This is a genomic window from Ruegeria sp. E1 (assembly GCF_056534225.1).
Genome location: NZ_JBQFPE010000034.1, coordinates 1 through 3447, shown reverse-complemented (window position 1 = coordinate 3447; position 3447 = coordinate 1). Strand labels below are relative to the sequence as shown.

At 61.7% G+C, this 3447-nt stretch carries 1 protein-coding gene; it reads left to right on the top strand.

Going from position 1 to position 3447, the window contains the following annotated elements; translation table 11 throughout:
- Positions 1 to 4 precede the first annotated feature (4 nt).
- Positions 5 to 3442: a pyruvate carboxylase gene (locus ACR0FG_RS20760; protein ID WP_480895252.1), complete on the top strand. Its 3438-nt coding sequence runs from the start codon at positions 5 to 7 to the stop codon at positions 3440 to 3442.
- Positions 3443 to 3447 lie beyond the last annotated feature (5 nt).

Here is a 3447-nt window from a genome sequence, read left to right as displayed (position 1 = left end):
TGAAATGACAGACTTCAAGAAAATCCTGATCGCCAATCGCGGCGAGATTGCCATCCGCGTGATGCGGGCAGCAAATGAGATGGGCAAACGCACCGTCGCGGTCTTTGCCGAGGAGGACAAGCTGGGCCTGCACCGCTTCAAGGCAGATGAGGCCTATCGCATCGGTGCCGACTTGGGCCCGGTCGCGGCGTATCTGTCGATTGACGAGATCATCCGTGTGGCCAAGGAATGCGGCGCAGATGCGATCCACCCCGGTTATGGTCTGCTGTCCGAGAACCCGGATTTCGTGGATGCCTGTGTGCAGAACGGCATCACCTTCATTGGCCCCAAGGCCGAGACCATGCGCGCCCTTGGCGACAAGGCCAGCGCGCGCAAGGTCGCGATTGCCGCAGATGTGCCGGTGATCCCGGCCACCGAGGTTCTGGGTGATGACATGGCGGCGATCAAGGCCGAGGCCAAGGAAATCGGCTATCCGCTGATGTTGAAAGCCAGCTGGGGCGGCGGCGGGCGCGGGATGCGCCCGATCCTGTCCGAGGACGAGCTGGAAGAGAAGGTTCTGGAAGGCCGTCGCGAGGCCGAGGCCGCCTTTGGCAACGGTGAGGGTTATCTGGAAAAGATGATCACCCGCGCCCGTCATGTCGAGGTGCAGATCCTGGGCGACAAGCATGGTGAGATTTATCACCTGTACGAACGCGATTGCTCGGTCCAGCGCCGGAACCAGAAAGTGGTGGAACGCGCCCCTGCCCCTTATCTGACCGAGGAACAGCGGGCCGAGATTTGTGAGCTGGGCCGCCGCATCTGCGCCCATGTGAACTATGAATGCGCAGGGACCGTCGAATTCCTGATGGATATGAACACCGGCAAGTTCTACTTCATCGAGGTCAACCCACGTGTTCAGGTCGAGCACACCGTCACCGAAGAGGTGACCGGCATCGACATCGTGCAGGCTCAGATCCTGATTGCCGAGGGCAAGACGCTGGCCGAGGCCACCGGCAAGGCCAGCCAGGCGGACATTCACCTGAATGGCCACGCGCTGCAAACGCGGGTGACCACCGAGGACCCGCTGAACAACTTCATCCCCGATTATGGCCGCATCACCGCCTATCGCTCGGCCACAGGCATGGGCATCCGTCTGGATGGCGGCACGGCTTATGCGGGGGGTGTGATCACGCGGTATTACGACTCGCTGCTGACCAAGGTGACTGCATGGGCGCCGACGCCGGAAAAGGCGATTGCGCGGATGGACCGGGCGCTGCGGGAATTCCGTGTGCGCGGTGTCAGCACCAACATTGCCTTTGTCGAGAACCTGCTGAAACACCCGACTTTCCTGTCGAACGAATACACCACCAAGTTCATCGACGAGACGGCGGATCTGTTCCGATTCAAGAAGCGCCGTGACCGGGGCACCAAGGTTCTGACCTATATCGCCGATATCACCGTGAACGGGCACCCCGAGACCAAGGATCGCCCGATGCCCCGCCCCGATCTGAAAGAGGCGCGCCCGCCCGCGTTGAAGGGTGAGCCCAAGATGGGCACCCGCAACCTGCTGGAACAAAAAGGCCCGCAGGCCGTGGCCGACTGGATGAAGGCGCAGCGTCAGTTGCTGATCACCGACACGACCATGCGCGACGGGCATCAGTCGCTGCTGGCGACTCGGATGCGGTCGATCGACATGATCAAGGTCGCGCCCAGCTATGCCGCCAACCTGCCGCAGTTGTTCAGCGTCGAATGCTGGGGCGGTGCGACCTTTGACGTGGCTTATCGTTTCTTGCAGGAATGCCCATGGCAGCGTCTGCGCGATCTGCGCGAGGCGATGCCGAACCTGATGACCCAGATGCTGCTGCGCGGGGCAAACGGGGTTGGGTACACCAACTATCCCGATAATGTGGTGCAGGAATTCGTCCGCGAGGCATCGCAGAACATCGATGTGTTCCGCGTGTTCGACTCGCTCAACTGGGTCGAGAATATGCGCGTCGCGATGGATGCGGTGGTCGAGAACGGCAAGATCTGTGAGGGCACGGTTTGTTATACCGGCGACATTCTGGACCCGGACCGTGCGAAGTATGACCTGAAATACTATGTCGGCATGGCCAAGGAACTGCGCGACGCAGGCGCGCATGTGCTGGGTCTGAAAGATATGGCCGGTCTGTTGAAACCAGCCTCGGCCCGCATTCTGATCCGCGCGCTGAAGGAAGAGGTCGGCCTGCCGATCCACTTCCACACTCATGATACCGCCGGTATCGCCAGCGCCACCATTCTGGCGGCCTCCGAGGCGGGCGTGGATGCGGTGGATTGCGCGATGGACAGCTTCTCGGGCAATACCAGCCAGGCGACGCTGGGCACTGTGGTCGAAGCACTGCGCCATACCGAGCGTGACACCGGGCTGGACATCAAGGCCATCCGTGAGATCAGCGATTACTTTGAGGCCGTGCGTGGCCAGTACGCGGCGTTCGAATCCAGCCTGCAGGCCCCGGCGTCCGAGGTCTATCTGCACGAGATGCCCGGTGGTCAGTTCACCAACCTCAAGGCGCAGGCGCGCAGCCTGGGGCTGGAGGAGCGCTGGCACGAGGTTGCGCAGATGTATGCGGATGTGAACCAGATGTTCGGCGATATCGTCAAGGTGACGCCCTCGTCCAAGGTGGTGGGTGACATGGCGCTGATGATGGTCAGCCAGGGCCTGACGCGGGATGATGTGGAAAACCCGTCCACCGATGTGGCCTTTCCGGACTCGGTCATCGACATGATGCGCGGCAATCTGGGCCAGCCTCCGGGCGGGTTCCCGGACGCGATCCTCAACAAGGTCCTGAAGGGCGAGGCCCCCAATACCGAACGTCCGGGCAAGCATGTCGAGGCGATCGATCTTGAGGCCACCCGCGCCGATCTGTCGAAACAGCTTGAGGGCAAAGAGGTCGATGACGAGGATCTGAACGGATACCTGATGTATCCCAAGGTGTTCCTGGATTACATGGGCCGCCACCGGACCTATGGCCCGGTCCGCGCCCTGCCGACGCGCACCTTCTTCTACGGCATGGAGCCCGGCGAAGAGATCACCGCCGAGATCGATCCGGGCAAGATCCTGGAAATCCGCTGTCAGGCGGTAGGGGAAACGGACGAGAATGGCGAGGTCAAGGTGTTCTTCGAACTCAACGGTCAGCCCCGGGTGATCCGGGTGCCGAACCGTCTGGTCAAAGCCTCGACCGCGCAGCGTCCCAAGGCCGAGATCGGTAACGCTAACCACATCGGCGCACCAATGCCGGGTGTTGTGGCCACCGTCGCCGTGACCGCCGGTCAGGAAGTGCACGAGGGCGATCTGTTGCTGACCATCGAAGCGATGAAGATGGAAACCGGTATCCACGCCGAACGCGACGCGGTGGTCAAGGCCGTCCATGTTCAGCCCAGCGGACAGATTGACGCCAAGGACCTGTTGATCGAACTGGAATAAGGCGG